The sequence below is a fragment of the Treponema sp. UBA7567 genome, assembly GCF_002476655.1.
Taxonomy (GTDB): domain Bacteria; phylum Spirochaetota; class Spirochaetia; order Treponematales; family Treponemataceae; genus Treponema_D.
The window spans coordinates 1-18,978 of record NZ_DLLH01000025.1; the positions used below are offsets into that span (position 1 = coordinate 1).

General features: G+C 38.1%; 18 protein-coding genes. 9 read left to right on the forward strand and 9 right to left on the reverse strand.

Annotated features, from left to right (window positions below; genetic code table 11):
- From B3Y13_RS02635 to B3Y13_RS02650, 4 genes are all read left to right on the forward strand, one after another.
- A partial coding sequence (locus tag B3Y13_RS02635; protein WP_296692543.1) for a methyl-accepting chemotaxis protein occupies nucleotides 1-1,789 on the forward strand: 1,789 nt, incomplete at its 5' end.
- A gap of 295 nt (nucleotides 1,790-2,084) precedes the next feature.
- Nucleotides 2,085-3,350, forward strand: coding sequence for a response regulator (locus tag B3Y13_RS02640; protein ID WP_296023474.1), 1,266 nt, complete (start codon nucleotides 2,085-2,087; stop codon nucleotides 3,348-3,350).
- Nucleotides 3,337-5,340, forward strand: coding sequence for a response regulator (locus B3Y13_RS02645; protein ID WP_296023478.1), 2,004 nt, complete (start codon nucleotides 3,337-3,339; stop codon nucleotides 5,338-5,340). Before B3Y13_RS02640 ends, B3Y13_RS02645 begins: the two co-directional genes overlap by 14 nt.
- On the forward strand, nucleotides 5,337-6,221 hold the full coding sequence (locus B3Y13_RS02650; RefSeq protein ID WP_296023484.1) for a histidinol-phosphatase: 885 nt from the start codon (nucleotides 5,337-5,339) through the stop codon (nucleotides 6,219-6,221). The genes B3Y13_RS02645 and B3Y13_RS02650 overlap by 4 nt, the downstream gene beginning before the upstream one ends.
- Here B3Y13_RS02650 and B3Y13_RS02655 read toward each other — a convergent pair.
- Nucleotides 6,218-6,574 (reverse strand): TraR/DksA family transcriptional regulator, encoded by a 357-nt coding sequence (locus B3Y13_RS02655; protein ID WP_296023488.1) that lies wholly within the window; start codon nucleotides 6,572-6,574, stop codon nucleotides 6,218-6,220. The two genes, B3Y13_RS02650 and B3Y13_RS02655, sit on opposite strands and share 4 nt — an antisense overlap.
- Nucleotides 6,575-6,662: 88 nt before the next feature.
- Between B3Y13_RS02655 and infA the strand changes: the two genes are divergently transcribed.
- Nucleotides 6,663-6,884 (forward strand): translation initiation factor IF-1, encoded by a 222-nt coding sequence (infA, locus tag B3Y13_RS02660; RefSeq protein ID WP_296023493.1) that lies wholly within the window; start codon nucleotides 6,663-6,665, stop codon nucleotides 6,882-6,884.
- A gap of 98 nt (nucleotides 6,885-6,982) precedes the next feature.
- Here the strand turns inward: infA and B3Y13_RS09905 are convergent, their stop codons facing one another.
- From B3Y13_RS09905 to B3Y13_RS02700, 8 genes are all read right to left on the reverse strand, one after another.
- Nucleotides 6,983-7,561, reverse strand: coding sequence for a DnaJ domain-containing protein (locus B3Y13_RS09905; RefSeq protein ID WP_414717816.1), 579 nt, complete (start codon nucleotides 7,559-7,561; stop codon nucleotides 6,983-6,985).
- Nucleotides 7,562-7,661: 100 nt separating this feature from the next.
- Nucleotides 7,662-8,228 carry a Smr/MutS family protein gene (locus B3Y13_RS02670; protein ID WP_296692546.1) on the reverse strand — a complete coding sequence of 189 codons (567 nt, stop codon included), beginning with the start codon at nucleotides 8,226-8,228 and terminating at the stop codon, nucleotides 7,662-7,664.
- Nucleotides 8,229-8,372: 144 nt separating this feature from the next.
- Complete coding sequence (locus B3Y13_RS02675) at nucleotides 8,373-9,767, reverse strand: hypothetical protein (protein ID WP_296692548.1); 1,395 nt, start codon at nucleotides 9,765-9,767, stop codon at nucleotides 8,373-8,375.
- The gene (locus B3Y13_RS02680; RefSeq protein ID WP_296692553.1) at nucleotides 9,716-11,263 is read right to left on the reverse strand and encodes a VWA domain-containing protein; all 1,548 of its coding nucleotides are present in this window, start codon (nucleotides 11,261-11,263) and stop codon (nucleotides 9,716-9,718) included. Before B3Y13_RS02680 ends, B3Y13_RS02675 begins: the two co-directional genes overlap by 52 nt.
- Nucleotides 11,264-11,369: 106 nt before the next feature.
- On the reverse strand, nucleotides 11,370-12,377 hold the full coding sequence (locus tag B3Y13_RS02685; protein ID WP_296692556.1) for a VWA domain-containing protein: 1,008 nt from the start codon (nucleotides 12,375-12,377) through the stop codon (nucleotides 11,370-11,372).
- The gene (locus B3Y13_RS02690; protein ID WP_296692559.1) at nucleotides 12,355-13,422 is read right to left on the reverse strand and encodes a hypothetical protein; all 1,068 of its coding nucleotides are present in this window, start codon (nucleotides 13,420-13,422) and stop codon (nucleotides 12,355-12,357) included. The genes B3Y13_RS02685 and B3Y13_RS02690 overlap by 23 nt, the downstream gene beginning before the upstream one ends.
- Nucleotides 13,419-14,312 carry a DUF58 domain-containing protein gene (locus B3Y13_RS02695; protein ID WP_296669185.1) on the reverse strand — a complete coding sequence of 298 codons (894 nt, stop codon included), beginning with the start codon at nucleotides 14,310-14,312 and terminating at the stop codon, nucleotides 13,419-13,421. The genes B3Y13_RS02690 and B3Y13_RS02695 overlap by 4 nt, the downstream gene beginning before the upstream one ends.
- 22 nt (nucleotides 14,313-14,334) lie before the next feature.
- A complete protein-coding gene (locus tag B3Y13_RS02700; RefSeq protein WP_296023512.1) occupies nucleotides 14,335-15,390 on the reverse strand; it encodes an AAA family ATPase in 1,056 nt (351 codons plus the stop codon).
- 85 nt (nucleotides 15,391-15,475) lie between these two features.
- Here B3Y13_RS02700 and B3Y13_RS02705 point away from each other — a divergent pair, with 85 nt between their 5' ends.
- The 4 genes from B3Y13_RS02705 to B3Y13_RS02720 all read left to right on the forward strand — a co-directional run bounded on the left by B3Y13_RS02705 (nucleotide 15,476) and on the right by B3Y13_RS02720 (nucleotide 18,976).
- Complete coding sequence (locus B3Y13_RS02705) at nucleotides 15,476-16,759, forward strand: aminotransferase class I/II-fold pyridoxal phosphate-dependent enzyme (RefSeq protein WP_296669183.1); 1,284 nt, start codon at nucleotides 15,476-15,478, stop codon at nucleotides 16,757-16,759.
- Between the two features lie 196 nt (nucleotides 16,760-16,955).
- Complete coding sequence (locus B3Y13_RS02710) at nucleotides 16,956-18,227, forward strand: extracellular solute-binding protein (RefSeq protein ID WP_296669182.1); 1,272 nt, start codon at nucleotides 16,956-16,958, stop codon at nucleotides 18,225-18,227.
- A 42-nt stretch (nucleotides 18,228-18,269) separates the two neighbouring features.
- On the forward strand, nucleotides 18,270-18,482 hold the full coding sequence (locus B3Y13_RS02715) for a hypothetical protein (protein WP_296669180.1): 213 nt from the start codon (nucleotides 18,270-18,272) through the stop codon (nucleotides 18,480-18,482).
- A gap of 104 nt (nucleotides 18,483-18,586) precedes the next feature.
- Nucleotides 18,587-18,976 carry a hypothetical protein gene (locus B3Y13_RS02720; RefSeq protein ID WP_296692560.1) on the forward strand — a complete coding sequence of 130 codons (390 nt, stop codon included), beginning with the start codon at nucleotides 18,587-18,589 and terminating at the stop codon, nucleotides 18,974-18,976.
- Nucleotides 18,977-18,978 lie beyond the last annotated feature (2 nt).

Below are 18,978 nucleotides of genomic sequence, written 5' to 3' on the forward strand. Positions count from 1 at the left end.
CGATTCGGAAATTGACTTTATGTTTGTAACAGATTCCCGCGGACGAGTATTAAAAGGCGGCGGCGCAAATGTTACAGACGGTGTAGACGTTTCGTACATTGGAACAGTTGCAAACGCTCTTTCTGGAGAGTCATCAATCGGAATTGAGGGCGTTGCAAATTTCAATTATGCAATAATCGCTAGCGAACCAATCTACATAAACGGGAAAATTTTTGGAACCGTTGTTACAGGATACGATCTTTCTACAACTCATATAATTGATTATATTGCAAGAAGTTATAACGTTGAATGCACTGTTTTGAAAAATGATATTCGCACTGCTACAACATTAAAGGATTCAGACGGCAACTCTCTCGCTGGAACTAAGCTCGACGACAGTTTTGTTGAAGAAACAGTTCTCCACGAAGGAAATGCATTTGCAGGACCTGTCGATATAAGCGGACGTTCGTACTACGGATATTATTTCCCGATTACATCAGGCGACGGAAAGATTACAGGAATGTTCTTTATTGCAAAGAGCATTGAATCAATCGAAGCAATCCGTGCAAAAACCGGAACAATCGTTATTCCAGTAGTATGTATCCTTTGTGCGCTCATCATTACAATCGGCGGATTTTTTGTACGCTGGCTTATGTGGCGAATTTATAATGTAACAAATACGCTCAAAGATATGGCAAGCGGAGATGCAGACCTTACAAAACGTGTAAAGCTGCTTATCCGCGATGAAATTGGCGATCTTGTAATTCAATTTGACTTTTTCTGCGACAAATTGCAGCAAATCGTAGGAGAAATAAAGAGTTCAAAAGAAACTCTTTATTCTGCCGGAAGCCAGATGTCCGAAACTACGACAGAAACTTCAAGTTCAATTTCAAATATAATTCAAAATCTTTCCAATATTCGAAATCAAATTTCGTTCCAAAACGACAGCGTACATCAAACGGCCAGTTCAGTTTCCGAAATTTCAAATTCAATTACGGTTTTGAACGATATGATTGAAAAACAGGTAAGCGGTGTAAACGAAGCAACTGCGGCGGTCGAAGAAATGGTTGGAAACATTGCAAGCGTAAACAGTTCTGTCGACAAAATGGCAGTTTCATTCGAAGAACTTACAGCAAACGCACAGGCAGGTTTTTCTAAACAGCAAGATGTAAACGACCAAATTACTTCTATTGAGGGCCAGTCAAAAATGCTTCAGGAGGCAAACTCTGTAATTGCTTCGATTGCGGAACAGACAAACCTTCTTGCAATGAATGCGGCAATCGAAGCAGCGCATGCTGGCGAAGCAGGAAAAGGATTCTCCGTTGTTGCAGACGAAATTAGAAAACTTTCAGAAACTTCATCGCTGCAATCAAAAACGATTGGAGAACAACTCGACAAAATCCGCGATTCAATTACGAACGTTGTTTCTTCAGCAACAGAATCTGGCAAAGCGCTGGCTCTTGTTTCAAACAAAATTCATGAAACAGACCAGCTTGTTGTGCAGATTAAGGGCGCAATGAATGAACAGCAGATTGGTTCAGAACAAATTGTAAATTCTCTCAAAGACATGAACGAAAGTACAAACAATGTACGCTCTTCTTCAAAACAGATGGAAGACCGCAACGAAAAAATCATGAACGAAATCAACTCTCTAAAAGAGATTACGGTAAAAATGAGCGACAGCATGTCAAATATGAGCGAAGGGGCCGAAAGAATCAGCGCGGCAGAAGAATCACTTTCGGATATTTCGCACAAAGTGAAAGATTCTATCGACAAAATCGGTTCAGAAATCGACCTGTTCAAAATTTAACAGAATTACGTTCAGACGGCTTTATAAGCTTGTCGTAAAAAATTGACAAAACCAAAAATCAGTCAATTAAACTAACCTTCTAGAGTACACCTCCTAAAGAAGCACAAATAAAGTTTCTTGGGAGGTGTTTTTTTTGAATTTTCCAAAAACTCAAAGTTGAAGAAAGAATTTTGCAATTCCAAAGTAAACCAAAAGAGAAAGTATGTCTGCAATTCTGTTAATTTTTCGTTAAAACAAAATCTTCTATCAAAAGATTTTAATTGAAAATTCGATAGAGTTATTCTAAAATCAAAGTATGGCACAGTTTCCAAAAAAACAGGTTTTAATCATAGACGCAACCCCAATGTTCAGGGAATTTTTAACAGAAAAACTTAACGAAGAAAAAATTGAGGTTGAAACTGCGCAGGGACACCGCGATGCCGTAATCAAAATGGCGAACGACCTGCCTGACCTGATTATTTTGGATATTGAAACTTCGATTGACGATATGCAGGAATTTTTGGATAAAAAAGCGTCAAATCCGAATACAGTCAAAATTCCAATGATTATTTCCGGTCCAAAAATCGAAAAGGAACGTGTTGCACAGCTTATTCATTACGGTGTTGCAAAATATTTTACAAAACCAATCAAATTCGACTTTTTTTTTGAATCAATCGGACAAATTTTGCGTTCTGCATTTACAATGGACATAACTCCGTGCGTGCTTGAAATTCACCTGAACAAAAACATTATTTTTATTGAAATTGCACAAGGGCTTAACCGCGAAAAAATGGCCCTCCTAAAATACAAGCTAACAGAACTTATGGACAAAAATCGTCTGGATTCTCCGAAAGTTATAGTAATGATGACAGGCCTTTCTCTGAGTTTTGTCGACGGCTCAAACCTTGAGCTCCTTTTTGATAATATTCTTGCAGACAAGAGAATTGAACGAAAAAACTTAAAAGTTCTTTCGCTAGACACTTTTGCAAAAGAATTCGTTGACGGACATACAGAATATTACGGTGTAGAGGTCGTTTCAAACTTAAACGAAGTTTTAAATTCGTTGGTTGAAAGCAGTTCAGAATCAACAGTTCAAGACATAATTTCAGATCAGATTTTAACATCAACAGGTTCAGAAGACGAAGGTTCTGTAGAAATGCGTTTTTATTCAGATACAGGAACTGCAGAACACGAAGAAGAACAAGACGGTATTCAGCCGTTTAAAATTGCAATTGTCGATGATGATGCAGTCGTCCGACAGCTGCTTTCGCTAAGTTTTAAATCTATAAATGCTGAATGTGATCTTTTCTCAAGCGGAACTGAATTTTTACAGGCTGCAAAAACAAATAATTACACTCTAATTATTCTTGATATTTTTATGCCAGGAATAAGCGGTTTTGATATTTTAAAAAACTTGCAGCAATTCAACATAAAAAGTCCGATAATCGTTTATTCACAGTCGGCACAGAGGGAACTTATTGTTCAGTCGCTTTCGCTCGGTGTAAAAACTTATATTGTAAAACCTCAAAAACCTGATTTTATAATTCAAAAAGCACTGGAAATCATAAATGGAAAATTCTAACTCTTTCAGTGCGATTGACGAAGCCAGCCGTTATCTTGCGAGCACACTTCACGAAATCCGAACACCAATCCAAACAATTATCGGCACGGTTGAACTTTTGCAAGACACAAGCATGGACGACGAACAGCGCGAATACATACGCCAAATTCAATTCAGCGCAGATGTTCTGCTCGACCTTGCAAACAATATTTTGGATTTTACAAAAATCCGTTCCGACCAGTTTAAGCTGGAGTCAGTTCCTTTTAACATTGTCGAACTTACGGAGCAGGTCGTAGATTTAATCAGCATCGAAGCGTTTAACCGCGGACTTGAAATTATTACGGACATTGATTTTTCAATTCCTTCGATAATTTGCGGCGATCCTGTCAGAATTCAGCAGATAATCTTAAATCTTTTAAAAAATGCTGTAAAATTCACAAATCACGGCTATATTCATCTTGAACTAAAAAAAGCGGCAAAAAATATTTTATTCACGATAAAAGATACTGGAATCGGCATAAAAAAAGAACAAAAAGAAAAAATCTTTACAAATTACTACCAGGGTGATATTTCTACTTACCGCAAATTCGGCGGAACAGGACTCGGACTTTCAATCAGCAAAAATCTTGTACATTTAATGAATGGCAGAATCGGCGTAAAGCCAAACAAAGACGAGGGGTCAATTTTTTGGTTTACACTGCCAATTGTAAAAAATCCTGGATTTGAAAATTTTGAACAAAGAGAAACAGTTTCCTCTCAAAAAAAATCTAAAATCTTAATAATTGACGACAACCAAAAAGCATCAAATTCACTTATAAAAATTCTAAATGCCGCAGGAATCTTTAATATTGAATCGACAACACAACCTCAAAACACAATTCAACTTATTTTAAACGCAGAAGCTCAAAAAAATCCATTTAATCTCGTTTTTATCGATATGATCATGCCAGCAATGGACGGCTGGCATTTAGCAAGCGAAATTCACAATGAAAAAAAAATAAAAAACACGCCAAAACTTTACCTTCTTGTACCAGAAGGCCAAATGAAAGGCGAAGCAAAAATGAAAATGCTCAACTGGTTTGAAGGATACCTTTACAAGCCATTAAAGCGAAGAAAAGTATTTGAGCTTTTAAAGGAAAGTACAGTCAAAAAAAATAACAACATTGTTGAACTGGAACTTGCAAACGACGACATGATTATGACTCTTGATCCGGTTGATGATTCATCTGTTGCAAAAAACAAAAGAGTTCTCGTTGCAGAAGACCATCCTGTAAACAGCAAGTTAATCGAAACTTTTTTGCGGAATTTTGGAGCAGATGTTTTTTTAGCAGAAGACGGGCAGCAGGCAGTTGAACAGATTAAACAAAATCCAAACATTGAAATAATTTTTATGGACATTCAAATGCCTGTAAAAAATGGAGTTGAAGCCACTATCGAACTCCGAAAATCCGGCTACAAAGGAATTATCATCGCGTGTACGGCAAATAACGACTCAAACGATTTTGAAACATACAAAAAAAGTGGCATAAACGACATTCTTGTAAAGCCGTTCAAAAGCAACACAATCCGCACTATTCTCGAAAATTGGATTCCAATTATAGATTTGCCTGTTTTAAAATCTGTAACAACCCTCGAACCAGAAATTTCTGCAAAAAAAACGGCATGGGACAAAGAAGATTTTTTGGACACTACAGGCGGTGATATTGCGTCTGCAATCGAAGTATTAAAAATTTTTGCAAAACAGACAAACCGACTTTTAAAAGAAGCGGAAATGGCTGTTGAAGCAAAAGATTTTGAAAAATTACGCGCACTGGGTCATTCTCTAAAAGGCAGTTCTGGCACGGTAAGCGCAAAATTGCTTGCAGAATACGCTTCCAGACTAAATCTTACGGCAAAAACAAATGACATCGCAAGCTGCAGATTCAATCTGGAAGAATTTAAGCATGAATATGTCCGCTTTAAAAAACTTGTAGCAAAATTCATAAGAGAAGAACAGGCAGTAAAAAAATGAAAGATTTTTTTGATTTAAGAAAAGATTCAAAGCCATTAAAAGTAAATTTTCACACACATTCCACATTTTGCGACGGAAAAAACACACCGGAAGAAAATGTCATTTCTGCCATAAAAAAAGGTTTTAAGATTTTAGGTTTTTCGAGCCATTCAACCTGGCCGTTTTCTTTTGGCGACAGCATAAAAAAAGATGAATTTGAAAAATACACTCAAGAAATCAACTCTCTAAAACAAAAATATGCGGATCAAATAGAAATTTTCTGTGGTTTTGAAGCAGACTATATTCCGCCTTTTTGCAAACCGGATTTTGACGCTTATAAAAAATTTTCTCCCGACTTTTTAATCGGTTCTATTCATTATCTGTACAACGGTGAAAACTCTCCAGAAAAAACCATGCCTGTCGACTGGAGCGCAGAAAAACTTTTTGAAGGAATAAAAAACGTTTACTCAGGCAATGCAAAAAAAATGATCTGCCATTATTTTGAATCAGAGCGAAAAATGCTTTCGGAATGTAATTTTTCGGTAATCGGCCACGCAGACTTAGTCCGCAAATTCAACCAGAAAAATCCATTTTTTAACGAAAATGAAGGCTGGTACAAAAACGAACTTAAAGAAACTGCAAAATCCATAAGCCATGCTGGAGTTATCTGCGAAATAAATACAGGCGCAATAAGCCGCGGATTTTTAACACTTCCATATCCGTCAGAATATTTTTTAACGCTTTTGCACGAACAAAACGTCCCGATAATGGTCAACTCGGATTCGCATGCCGCCGAAACGCTAGATTGCGCATTTGAAGAAGCTGTTGCTCTTGCAAAAAAAATCGGGTACACAGAGCTTGCATACCCGAAAAATAAAAATATAATCACATATAAGATTTAGCGATTCTGTCTTTCGTTGCGGCTCTGACAGTTAATGCACATAAAAGCGTAAGGAATCGCCTCGAGTCTTTCTTCAGGAATTTCTTTCTTACAAACTAGGCAACGGCCATAAGTTCCCTGTTTAATGCGGTCAAGCGCATTATTTATCATTTGCAGGCGGTTTGAATCCTGAGCGCCAAGCGATTCAAGCAAACGACCATCTACAACATCAGAAGCAACATCAACTTCATCTCCAGACTCTCCGCCTTCGACAATTTTTTTGTAATCTTCATTTTGTGCAGCAAGAGATCCAAGAATCGTATTTTTCTGCTCAATTAATTTTTCTTTCATTTTTTCAACAAATGTTTTTTCCATATCCGTCTCCCGTTGACAAGATTTTTTATAAGTAGATAATAAATATAATAAAGAACTAACAAAAAGGCAAACTTTTTTTGGAGGAAATGTGGCTAAAGAAGAAGCTATAGAAGTTGAAGGAATTGTAAAAGAGGCGCTGCCAAACACAATGTTCCGCGTTGAGCTTAAAAACGGCGGACATATCATCATGGCACATCTTTCAGGCAAAATGCGCAAACACTACATTAAGATTGTTCCAGGAGACAGCGTAAAAGTTGCACTCTCTCCATACGACCTGAACCGCGGACGCATAATTTTCCGCGAACGCTAGTCAAAACTGTCGATTGCAAAAAAAAGGTCATTTCGGTTTTTAACCGCTCAATGGCCTTTTTTTTCTATTCTGTAAATCTAAATCTACAAAGCTATTTTTTATTTTGTCTTTCTCGCAAAAATTCCTTTAAGGCTTTTTGTCATTCCAGAAAGCCCCTTTACGATTCCTGCAATACATAAAATAGGACCAATAGGAATTATAAAAAAACTAAATCTCATAAAATACATGCTCAAAAGCAAAATTGCCGCATTTTTCAAAAGTTGCCCGAACCATTCGGCGCGAGTGTATTTTTTTTCTTCATATTTATAATAATATGTGCGGTTTTGACCGTTTTGCGAATTCTCGTTTTTCCAGCCATATTGCGCCCACTGCCAAAACGGATCGTCCTGATAAGACTGACCGCCATAAGAACTTTGCTGCCCCCAAGGATTGTATTGCTGATTATACGACTGCTGAGACTGAGCACCAAAAGCACTAAAACTGTCATAATTACGGCGCTTAGTTTCATCACCCAAAACATCGTAAGCAGCGCTTATATTCTTGAATTTTTCTTCGGCTTCTTTATTACCTGGATTCCGGTCAGGATGATATTTCATAGCAAGTTTTCTGTAAGCCGACTTTATTTCGTCCTGAGACGCATCTTTAGAAACTCCCAATGCTGCGTATAAATCTTCCAATACTACTTCCTTAAGTTTTTACTTCTTTTATTATAAAACGTTCTGCAATTAAAATAATCAAAATTCCCCACAGTTACAAGTAAAAACAGTTTTTTAAAACTTACTTTAACAAAGCCCAGGTTGCTCCAGAACCGCCATGATTTCTGTCGTTGTGTCCGCTCACACCCAAATGTTTATTCTGCTCAATAAAAGTCCGCACCATTGCGCCCAAAACAGGATCCGTTCCGTGACTGTGGATTCCCTTTCCGTGAACAATTTCAATCTTTTTTATTCCGCGCTTAAGGCAATCGTTTACAAAAGCTTCAAGCTTTGCCCAGGCTTCGTCCCGGGTAAATCCATGCAGATCAATTCTTGCTTCAGGACGCATAGATTTTAAGTAATTGCGATTTTCCATTTTTGACGCTTCTTCGCTTTCTTCGTTCAAACGGTCTTTATCAACAGTTCCATAACGGCGCAGCCAAAGTTCCATTGGATTAACTGTTTTTTTTGAATCCGCAAGCATCCGGCCTTCCAAAGTTTTTTTGCTTTTTTGAGCGGCAAGTTTTTTTTCTTCGGGAGTCGGCGCATTTGCTTTTTTATGGCTAACCTGAACCGCAGGCCTTTTTGCAGCAGATTTTTCTTTTTTTTGAGTTTCCGCCCATTGTGTCAAAATATCACCAAAATCCATTTTTTCCTCCAATAAATTTTTATCGGGCGGCTTTTTGCATAGCAAAAATCAGGCTATCCGTGGTTCCGGCGTTCGCCTTCATTGCTCCACAAAGTTCCGCAACGGCCTACGCCGCCACTCCTATCCTTGCCGCTTTTCAGTAAATTATTTTATTTCAAAGACAAGCTCTTTTTTTACCCAGCCGTTTATTTCCGACGATTCTATATAAAAATAATCGCTTGTTTTTTCTAAAATTCTTACACGGATTCCACCGTAAAAATTCTGAACGCCAGAACTTGTTTCTTCCGGCACAGGACTTATGCTTCCTCCAGCAAAAATTCCATATTTTTTAAAAACTTGAGTTCCTTTATAAAAACTCACAACAAATGCCAAAATCATGCAGAACGCAAGCATAATTGCAATTCTTTTTCGTTTTAAAACAATAAAAATTACCATCAAAACCAGCAAAACTATTCCGCACACAGCAAATAATTCTACAAAAGGCTTTTTTATTTCATTTTCGTTATTTGAAAGCGAAAACTTCTTTTCAAGCTGTTCGCGTTCCAATTTTTCTTTTCCAGAAAACAAAGAATTTCGTTCAAAACTGCGCAATTCCGCAATTTTTTTGCAATCTTCAATTCCAATTTTCTTTTTTGTAAAACCGCCAGCAGTGTTTTTTGGCTCAGAAAATGCTGAATTAAATAGTTTTTTGTCGATTATTTTGTTTTCAGAGTTTTCAACTTTTAGAGAAGCCGGCAAAACCGTTAAAACTACATTCGGAATTTTTACAGTGCGCTGGCTTCCATTGTAAGCAATCGCAGTCAAAGCAAATTCCGGCAAATCGTATTCTCCTTCAACAAGCGGCTTCCACCGGAATTTTGCGACAGGAAGGCTTTTGTCCGAAAAATTTCTTCCGACAGATTTTCCACTAACATATTCAGAAGTTTCTATTTCTTCAAAAATTGAATTTTTCGGCAATTTCCAGTCAAAGGAAATTATCTGAGAAAAATACTTCAAATTCAATTCAAAAATAATTTCTTCTCCTGCCCTTGCAGTAAATTTTTTCGAATCTCCAAGAATTCTGTCAAATTTTGCCCCGGAAACAAATTCAACAAAAGCCTGAGGATTTATCAAATCTGGATTTTCAAAAACAGTTATATCATCAAACGGAATATAATAAGTTCTAAAACCAATAATTACGATTAAAGGCGGAAGCCTAACAGGACCTGTATTCTTAAAAGAAAACCAAAGGTGAACAGCAGTTCCACGAATTCCTGTTTCTCCAATAAATTCTTCTTTTTTTGAAGAAACAAGCTGGACTCCTTCCGGCAATTGCGGCAAATCGGTCTGAACGTTAGAAGGCTCAACTTCAGGAATTTTCAGCGTAAAACCGTTTTCGTATACTGTAAAAATCGACGAATTGTCCGGCTTTACTTTTAATGTGCGGATAAAAGCAGGTGACGGAGTTTTTGCATAAAGAGAAGCAAAAATCAAAAAAAATACAAAAACTAATAATCCACGACTGACGAATCTTTTTTGTTTGACTGAAGTTTTTGCCATCGTTCTTTTTCCTCCTGCTGAATAAGATTAAAAACGGCATTTTCCATTGAATTATTGTTTTTTTCAACATTGACAGAAGTCATTTCTTTTTCTGCCGACTTTGAATTTCGAGTCTCCAGCTGCTGCTGAATAAATTCCAGGTTAATTTTTGCATTCAAATTTGAAGAATCCGCAAGAACCGCTTTTTTAAAATATTCCCTTGCAAGCGAAAAATCTCCGCGGCGGTTTGCAATAATTCCGGCATTATAAAAAGCTGAACTCTTGAGTTTTTCATCTGCTTCTGGCGAAACCTGTTCAAGCCTGATTAAAGCGGCATCGAGCTCGTCCTGCATGATGTATGTTGAAGCAAGATTGTAAGCGCAATACTCTGCAAGAATTTTATCTTCTGAAAGTTTTGAATTGTTATATGAACGCAAAAAATTCGCCGTCGCCGTCTGATATTTTTTTTGATACCAGTTAAAAACTCCGTTCAAAACTGAAAATTTTTCGGACTTACAAGAGGTAAAAAACGGAAGAACCGCAAAAACCGCAAGAACAGCCGTTTTTTTTGACGATTTAGAACCAAAAAGAAAATTCAAATCAAGCTCGGAAACTATAAAGGAAAAAATAAAAAATACAATCGACAGAAAAATAAACAGCTTGTGATGCGAAATCTTTTGAATTTCAAAAGACTCTCCAGACATTTTTTTTCCAGAAAGCTGATTTAGCAAAACGTAGGCAGAACCTTCAGAATCGGCAGCAACATAAGAAATCGAATTGTCTGGACTAAGACGGTGCCGTGGCAAAAGTGATTTTTTATTGGCAGCAGAAGCGGCATCTATCATTTTTTCAGCATTTAAAAAAGTTTTTACTTTTGTAGCGCCATCTCCTGCAAGAATTTCAACTGGACGCGCAGTTCCAAAACCAACCAAAGTAACAGGGATTCCAAACCTTGCAGCATCGTCAAGAGCAAATGACAGTGAGCCGTCAGTTTCATCTCCGTCAGTAAAAACCCAGACATGAGCGTTCTGACTCATATTTTTTGGAAAAGACTGCATTGCAGAAGAAATTCCTTTTCCGATTGAAGAACCGGCAGCCGTCATTAAAGTTGGAGAAAGGCTTTCTAAAATAGAATCAACGCTTGTCCTGTCATCTGTCAAAGGAACGGCAATAATTCCATCGCCTTTTGCAAGAACCACGCTCACAGATGTTCCATTCATTTTTTCAAGAAGTTTCCAGGCATATTGTTTTGACGCTTCAAGTCTCGTCAAACCTCCAGGAGCGTCTTTTGCATTCATGCTCCAGGAAATATCAAAAACAAAGGCAACCGCATCTCCAGTTTTTTGAACTGCGACAGAGTTTGTTCCCCAGAAAATTCCTGCAAAAGCAAAAACTGCAAATGCACAGGCAAAAAAACGCAGAATAGTCCGCAAAATTATCGAAATTTTAAAACGGCGGAAAGATTTGTTTTTTTGGAAATTATTCATCAAATTTGCAACTCCCAAACTTTTTGCCACTTTTTTGTAGCGGAACAAATCATAAGCGGAGAAAACAAATAAAATCAACAAAATAAAAAAAGCGTACGGTCTTTGAATGTCCAGCATAAAACTCCTCGATTAAGTTTTAAATTTCTTTCAATAAAATTCGGCGGATAAACCACGCTGCAAAAAAAACGATCGCTGAAAAAATCAAAAAATATGAATAAAGCTGCCGGTTTGAAGATTTATAGTGAAAAGCCTGCAAAACATTCTGTTTCCGGCTGACAGAATTAAGAGCCTCCGCAAAAGAGGCAGTCGATTCTATTCCAAAATACGTTCCGCCGCCGACAAGAGCAATTTCCTCAAGAGAAGACGAATCAAATTCAGAATCGTAATAGCCGGAATGAACTTTGCCAGTTTTTGGATCAACATATTCAATTGGAACTGTTCCTTTTGTTCCTATTCCAAAAGCGTAGACTGTAATTCCATTTTGGGTAGCAAGATTTGCCGCTGTGTCAGGATGAATTGAACCTGCGTTATTTTCACCGTCGGTTATTAAAACAACGCATTTTTTTGGAGCAGAAGAAGCTATAAGATGGTAAACGGCACTGCTTAAACCGATTCCAAGAGCAGTTCCTTCTCCCAGCCCGCCTGTAACAAGAGAATCCAGACGCCGCAAAAAAAGCTCATGGTCAACAGTCGGCGGAACAATCGCAGCGGCCTCGCTTGCCATGGCAACAAGTCCAAAAGCGGCGCCTCTGTTGTTGTTTACAAGAGTGCGGATTCCCTGTTTTGCAGCGTCAAGACGGGTCATATTTGCAATATCGCGGGCTGACATTGAAGGGCTCGTATCAAGCACAAAAAGAATATCTGCGCCCTTAGAAGTATAAATTTTTTCCTGTTTTTGAATTACAGGGTCGGCAAAAGCACAGACAAGGCTTGCATAACCTGCCGTGCACAAAAAAACAGAAAGCGCGTTAAAAAAAACAGAAACTTTACCTTTCCAGACAAAACTTTTTCCTTTCCAATCCGCAAAAACAACTGGAAAAGAAATTTTTTTGAAAATTTTAAGCTGGCGGAGAATAAAAAGAGCAGGAACCGCCGCCAAAAATAAAAAAGCAGTCGGGTTTTCAAACACTGGCATTCTCATCATTTGATTCATTCTCCAGTTCAAAAGTAAAAAATTTTATGGCGCTAAGACAGCGGTTTACAAGAATTTCGCGTTCTCCGTCAGCAAGAACCGCTTCATAAAGAGAGGCAGGTTTTTTAAACGAATCGACAGAACCTTTTGCAAAGCGAATATAATCACATCTTCCAAAAACTTCCACAATGTCGCTCACAGCAGAACTTTGCGCTTCTGAAAGTGAACCGCAGGCTATTTTTTCAAATTTTTCGTAAAAATGTTCACATGTCATTGACAAAAAACATTCGTCAAACCGGCCGCACAGATATTTTCTGACGGTAAGTGTAAGCTGAGAGCAAAATTCTTCATCATCTTTTTTTTCTTTGAGAAGCTTGTTCAACTGCCTTTGCGAATTTTTATAAAGTTTTTTGATTTTTCGCTGTTCTTCAGCAAGAATAAAAAACGCTAAAAAATACGGCAGTTTAAAAATAAAAAATACGGCAATTCCAGCACAAACCAAAAAAATTGCCGCAAGAATAATCAATAAAAAAGAAGTTCCTGAAACAACGAGAGGACCTGCCGGAGGCCTAAGAGAAACAGCCCCGATTTTTTCGGCAAGTGAATTTACAGAAACAGGGGCAAAATCTACAGGAAAAGCCGCAACGGAGCGTTCTTTTTTTTGCGAAGCGCGAACCAGATTCGCCAAATCGAATGAAGAAAAATCAATTACGCCAGTCTGCCACGGAATAAAAAAAACTGTGAGCGTGTATTCAAAACCGATGTGCTCCAAAACGACCCGATAAACCAGACATTTTTCCGACATTTTATTAAAAACAGGCCAGCCAGTCAAAAGATCGAGAGTTTTTATGTCAGTTCCGGAAATTTTATTTTCAAAAAGATCAACATCGGTATGAAAAACATATTTTAATTCACATCTGTCGCCAACATAAATATTTTTCGGCATAAGAATCTGCACCGCGCCGTTTGAACTTGAATTTTTTGAAACAAGATTCTGGGCAAAGCAAAATGAGCCGGACAAAACAAAACAAAACAGCAAAAGAAAAACTTTTTTCATCTTTCTCTCCGGCTGCAAAAAAACTTATTCAAAACATAGGCAGGGTCATCCGCAGTCGATAAAATTACAGGGCTTGCTCCGTGCCTCAGACAGAATTCTTTCCAGCTGTCTAGACGGCGGCGATTGTCTTCAAGCCAGGCATTTTTAAAGGCTTTTAAAGATGTCGGAAATTTTCTTGTAACACCGCTTTCAATGTCAGAAAAAAAAGCTGTTCCGATTTCTGGTAATTCGCTGTCCAAAGAATCCGTAATCCGCATTGCGACAACGTCATTTTTTTCTGCAAGCCTTGCAAGGTTTTCCTGCCAAAGAGATGAACGGAAATCCGAAATTACAAAAACCAGAGAACGTTTTTTTAAAAGTTTATGGGCACCTTTTAGCGCAGATCCAAGAACAGAACCTCTTTCAATTTTTTCCTCCGCTTCATCAAGCCTGCTCAAAATCATCATTGCCTGATCCCGCCCAGTTTTTGCCTTTGTGCTGAATCTTATTTTTCCGTCAAAAAAAACAGCCCCAATCGAAGAATTATTTTGCAAACAGGCAAGAACCAAGAGCGCGGCGGCTTCCGAAGCAACCTGAATCCGAGTTTTTTTATTTGTTCCAGAAAACATCGAAAGAGAACGGTCCAAAACAAAAAACACCTGAAGCTCACGGTCTTCTTCGTATAATTTTACAAAAGGATGTCCCATTCTTGCTGTAACGTTCCAGTCAATTGAACGAACGTTATCTCCGGCGTTGTATTCGCGAACTCCGTAAAAATCAATTCCTTGACCACGGTAAAGCGACTTAAAACCGCCAAGACGCAGATTGTCGGCAAGAGTTTTTGCAGACAATTTTAAAAGAGAAGCTTTCTGTACAAGTCTGTTTGAATTTTCGTCAAAAATTTTCAGCATCGGACAGCCTTAAAAAATTCAACTATGGAACAGGAACAAACGTCAAGATTTTTGAAATAATTTCGTCGGCAGTTATTCCATCGGCGGCAGCTTCGTAAGAAAGAACAAGCCTGTGCCTTAAAACTTCGCAGGCGGCATTTTTTACGTCTTCCGGCAAAACAAAAGAACGTCCGGCAAACAAGGCTTTTACTTTTGAACACTGCAAAAGAGCAATTCCAGAACGAGGCGAAGCGCCAAAAGAAATATATTTTGAAAAGTCAGTGCGCCGTCCAGTATTAAGGCTGCGCGTTACCGAAACAATGTTTACCATATACTCGATAATTTTGTCAGCGCAGACAACTTTTTCAAAAGCCGACTGCAAGTCTTTTATTTTTTGAGCGGAAAGCACTTTTTTTACGGCGACTTCTCCCGCTTTTCCGGCAGTTTTTACGATTTGAATTTCTTCCTGAGGAGTCGGATAAGAAACCAGAACTTTTAGCAAAAAACGGTCAAGTTCAGCTTCCGGCAAATTATAAGTTCCTTCCTGCTCAATCGGGTTTTGAGTTGCAAGAACTAAAAATGGCTGAGGAAGAGGGTAAGTTTTTTCACCAATCGTAACCTGTTTTTCCGCCATAGCTTCAAGCAACGCCGACTGAACTTTTGCAGGAGCGCGGTTAATTTCATCGGCAAGCACAATGTTTGTAAAAACAGGACCTTTTCTGACAGAAAAATTTCCAGTGTTCTGTTCGTAAATCAAAGTTCCGCTTACATCCGCAGGCAAAAGATCCGGAGTAAACTGAATGCGCTTAAAATCAAGCCCAGAAAGTTCAGCAAAAGTTTTTACGGCAAGTGTTTTTGCAAGACCAGGAACACCTTCCAAAAGAATATGTCCGCCTGTAATTATTGCAGTAAGGATTGCATCAATTACCTGTCCCTGCCCAACAAGCCGTTTTGCGGCTTCTGTCCGGCACTCTTCCAAAATCTTACGGCAGTTTTCAAAAATTACCGAATCCTGAATACTTTCGCCGTTGCCACCTTGTCCGTTAAATTCCGTATCTTCAAAACCAGTTAAAGTTGAATTTATATTATTTTTATCCATTTTATAGCCTGAAAATTGTATATTTATGCAGCTTTTATGCATATCCAATTGACGCACGTACTTTATAGCGATAATATACTTTATCATGTTGAACCCTTTAGCACAAGAATTGAACAATGTTCTTAAAAACACAACTCCAGGCGAGTTGCTTTCAGACTTAGGATTACGGATTTTCTTCCCGAAAGGCATTATTGCTCAGGGAGGAGAAGCAAAAAAATTCGGAAAAGTTGCAAATGCAACAATCGGAACAACGCTAACAGGCGGAAAACCGGCAATTCTCGAAGCTGTGCATAAATATGCGCCAGAGCTTTCTGCCGGAGAATTGGTTTCGTATATGCCGACCGCTGGCAATCCGGAGCTTCGTGCACTTTGGAAAGATTTAATCTATAAAAAAAATCCAGGGCTCAAAGGAAAATCAATTTCCATGCCAGTTGTAGTTCCAGGACTAACAGCAGGCATTTCCTATCTTGCAGACCTTTTTCTTGACGAAGACAAACCTCTTCTTTCGCCAAACCCAAGCTGGGACAATTATGCGCTCATTGTAGAAACACGCAGAAATTCACAGCTCCACACATTCAATCTTTTTTCAGGCGATGGATTCGACCTTGACTCGTTCAAAAAAGCAGTAGAAAAAGAAGCAGAAACAGGCTTTGTCCGCTTACTTTTAAACTTTCCGCAAAATCCAAGCGGCTATTCACCTACAAACGCAGAAGCAGCTCAGATTGTAAAAATAATCCGCGATATTGCAGAAAAAGGCGCAAAAGTTCTTATTTGGGACGATGATGCATATTTTGGACTAAACTACGAAAACGACATTTATCCGCAGTCTCTTTTTGCAGAATTTGCAGACTTGCACGAAAATGTTCTTGCTGTAAAAATCGACGGACCAACAAAAGAAGACTTTGTCTGGGGATTCCGCACAGGATTTTTAACATTTGGAGGAAAAGGCTTAACAGACGGACACTACGCTGCGCTCGAAAAAAAACTTATGGGTTTGATCCGTTCTTCCGTAAGCTGCTCGTCAACACCAAGCCAAAGCCTTGCTCTGCGTGCATTCAGCGATCCAGCGCTCGAAATTCAGAAAAAGAATTTTCGAAAACTTCTCGAAGAACGCTATGAAGAAGTAAAAAAATTCGTAACATCGCATACAAGCAAAAATCTTGAAGCCCTGCCGTTCAATTCAGGATATTTTATGAGTTTTCATACAAAAGTCGATGCTGAACAGCTGCGCCAGAAAATTCTGCACGAAAAACAGATTGGAACAGTTGCAATTGATTCAGAAACACTCAGAGTCGCATTCTCCAGCCTTGAAAAAGAACAGGTTGAAACAGTATATAAAGCTATTTACGAATGCGCCGACAATATGTAAATCAATTTTATAAAAACTCAAAAAGACGTCAGAAAATCTGGCGTCTTTTTTATTTGGCGGCAATCTGCTCACAATCTTAAAATTGCGCCGTCAGCCTGTCATACGGTTTATAAAAAATATGCCGCTTTGTTAAATCGTTGATTTTTTTCTATTCTTGAATATTTATAAATATAAAAAAATGCGGTATACTCAAATAATGACTGGATTTTTGAGGACTTATTTTTTTGCGGCGATTTTTATTTTTTGCGGACTTTTTTTTGGATGCAAGATACAAGACAATTCGCCAGACACTTTTATAATTTGGACTGACCGCGAAGAATTTGTTTCTTACAGTGAACTTTTTAATTCGATTCAAGACAAGACAAAAGCTGTAATAGTTTACAAAAAACGTCTCGCAAGTTCACTTCCCCCTGCAAAAGATGAAGAAAAACCGGATTTAATCGCAGGCTCATGGCTCAAAAACGACAGCACACGCAAACTTTTTAGGCCTCTCGATTCACTTTTAAGCAAAGACAGCATCGATATTTCTACACTTTACGCGCCTCTCGTTGAATACGGCAAAGTTTTTGACAGCCAATATCTTCTTCCTGTCAGTTTTAACCTTCCGCTTTTTGTCTTTTCTTCCAAAAACGAAGATAAAATTCCAAATCAATATTCGCTTTCTCTTGAGCAGATAAAAGAACTTGCCGGAGACTTTAATGCAGTGAACAAAAAAGGTTTCTATACAAAAATGGGTTTTGCCCCTTCCTGGGACGATGAATTTTTGTACGAAGTCGCTAAAAAATTCGGTCCATGTTTCAAGCAAAAAGGAAACGGTTTTATCTGGGACGAAAAAAAACTTTCAGAAGCAGTTGAATATATCAGAGCCTGGACTAAAGAAAAAAACTCAAGCACAACGGCAGAGCAAGATTTTGAATTCAAATACCTCTACACACCAAAATACAGACAAATTGCCGAAGGCAGAACGCTTTTTAGCTACATAACGAGCAACGAACTTTTTAAAATTTCTTTTGAACAGCTTGGCGAAATTGATTTCCGATGGCTTTCGATAAACGGCTTTATTCCTGCAAAAGACGATATTGTTTCTATGGCAGTTTACAAACACGCAAAAAATCCAAGGCAGGCTGAAAATTTTATCCGCTGGTTTTTCCAAGAAAAAAATCAAAAGCTTTTGCTAGAACGCTCTGCAAAAATGCATCTGGACACGGCGACTTTTGGAATTGTGTCTGGCTTTTCGACAATAAAAGGTGTAAACGAGCGCATTTTTCCAACTTTTTACAGAAATTTGCTCGGAAACTTGCCGGCAGAAGAAAAAATTGCAGCGCCACAGGCTTTTCCGCCACGATGGCAAAGCATAAAAGAGCGCGTAATTTTTCCTTATTTGAACAATGCAATAAAAACAGACAGCGACAAAAAAAATCTTACGATGGAATCGCTTTTAAATACATGGTCAAAGCAATTTGACTAAAACTGAAGTTTTAATCTTGACTTTTTACGGGAGCGCAAAATTATGAGCGAAACTTTTATTTCTCAGGACGAACTAAACAGACTTTTACAGGCAGAACGTTCTAAAATAAAAAATATAAGAAAACCAAAATTTAAGTCATCTCAAATCTTGGAAAATTTTGAAAAAAACAGCAAATTGTTTTCGGACAGATTAAAAATTGAACAGATTTCTGTAACTCAGGAAGAAGTTGACAACGTTCTAGGAAAAAAACGCTAAAAAATCCACGTCTTTTTTCTGACATTTGCACAAAATGCCAGAAAAAATATATCAGCCTCTAAACTAAATTTTTATTTTTCCGAAAATTTACTAGAGGTTGAGTTATGGTCAATTCTATTTCATTAAATGCTTATTCATACGGCAGAATTTTAAGCGGCAGCTCAGGAAAACTCTATGTTCCTGTAAATCCTGCTTCCGTTATTTATTCTCAATTTGACCATATTTCTGGAGTTGCTTCTTCAATCCCAGAACACGGCGTTTCTGTAAGCAAAATTCAGATTTTAAACTCTCTTTTAAACCAGCTTATCTCCATGAAAAGCCAGCCAAAAGCAGAATTTTCCGACAATTTAAATTTGAGCGATGACCAAATGGAAAGCCTTATTCAAAATTATCAGTCGCAGATTCAAAACGAAATCGAAAAATCCCATATGACAGGCTACGGACTTGCAGGAGTGCAGCCTCAGACAGGACAACTTCTCGATTTGACGGCATAATT

Coding starts and splice junctions, on each gene's coding strand:
- B3Y13_RS02640 (WP_296023474.1), top strand. CDS start 2,085: ATGGCACAGTTTCCAAAAAAACAGGTTTTAATCATAGACGCAACCCCA.
- B3Y13_RS02645 (WP_296023478.1), top strand. CDS start 3,337: ATGGAAAATTCTAACTCTTTCAGTGCGATTGACGAAGCCAGCCGTTAT.
- B3Y13_RS02650 (WP_296023484.1), top strand. CDS start 5,337: ATGAAAGATTTTTTTGATTTAAGAAAAGATTCAAAGCCATTAAAAGTA.
- B3Y13_RS02655 (WP_296023488.1), bottom strand. CDS start 6,574: ATGGAAAAAACATTTGTTGAAAAAATGAAAGAAAAATTAATTGAGCAG.
- B3Y13_RS02670 (WP_296692546.1), bottom strand. CDS start 8,228: ATGGATTTTGGTGATATTTTGACACAATGGGCGGAAACTCAAAAAAAA.
- B3Y13_RS02675 (WP_296692548.1), bottom strand. CDS start 9,767: ATGGCAAAAACTTCAGTCAAACAAAAAAGATTCGTCAGTCGTGGATTA.
- B3Y13_RS02685 (WP_296692556.1), bottom strand. CDS start 12,377: ATGATGAGAATGCCAGTGTTTGAAAACCCGACTGCTTTTTTATTTTTG.
- B3Y13_RS02690 (WP_296692559.1), bottom strand. CDS start 13,422: ATGAAAAAAGTTTTTCTTTTGCTGTTTTGTTTTGTTTTGTCCGGCTCA.
- B3Y13_RS02695 (WP_296669185.1), bottom strand. CDS start 14,312: ATGCTGAAAATTTTTGACGAAAATTCAAACAGACTTGTACAGAAAGCT.
- B3Y13_RS02700 (WP_296023512.1), bottom strand. CDS start 15,390: ATGGATAAAAATAATATAAATTCAACTTTAACTGGTTTTGAAGATACG.
- B3Y13_RS02705 (WP_296669183.1), top strand. CDS start 15,476: ATGTTGAACCCTTTAGCACAAGAATTGAACAATGTTCTTAAAAACACA.
- B3Y13_RS02710 (WP_296669182.1), top strand. CDS start 16,956: ATGACTGGATTTTTGAGGACTTATTTTTTTGCGGCGATTTTTATTTTT.
- B3Y13_RS02715 (WP_296669180.1), top strand. CDS start 18,270: ATGAGCGAAACTTTTATTTCTCAGGACGAACTAAACAGACTTTTACAG.
- B3Y13_RS02720 (WP_296692560.1), top strand. CDS start 18,587: ATGGTCAATTCTATTTCATTAAATGCTTATTCATACGGCAGAATTTTA.